The organism is Pseudomonas tremae (assembly GCF_001401155.1).
GTDB lineage: Bacteria > Pseudomonadota > Gammaproteobacteria > Pseudomonadales > Pseudomonadaceae > Aquipseudomonas > Aquipseudomonas tremae.
In genome coordinates this window covers 1-349 of record NZ_LJRO01000085.1, presented here as the reverse complement: position 1 = coordinate 349, position 349 = coordinate 1, and the positions used below count along the sequence as shown (strand labels likewise).

The 349-nt window shown below is 51.6% G+C and carries 1 protein-coding gene; it reads right to left on the bottom strand.

All coding sequences use genetic code 11. The features are described from left to right. Positions 1-82: 82 nt before the first annotated feature. A partial coding sequence (locus tag ALO43_RS06545; protein ID WP_235812524.1) for a DUF2782 domain-containing protein occupies positions 83-349 on the bottom strand: 267 nt, incomplete at its 5' end.

Genomic DNA, 349 nt, shown 5'->3' with positions numbered 1-349 from the left:
GAAATGCTTCCAGCTCGGGCCGGGCCAACGGGGTAAAAACGGACATGTCAGAACTGCCAGCAATTAAAGTGAATGTAGGTGGCTACCATTCGAATATTTTCCACTCCGGGATCAGCATGTCCGGTTGGTCCGAACGGATAAAATTGGGACTTGTACCATCGGATCGCACCAGAAAATAGGGCTTGCCGTGTTTGGGGGTAATCTTCACAGCATACAGAAAGCCGTTCTGGCGGTATTCCTGAATGGTTTTGTCCCCATCGGTGCGGATAGTAACGTCCGGTGCAGCCGAAGGTGGGTCCTCTGCTGAAACTGCGAGCAAAGGACAAAATGCCAACAGGCCGGTCAATAT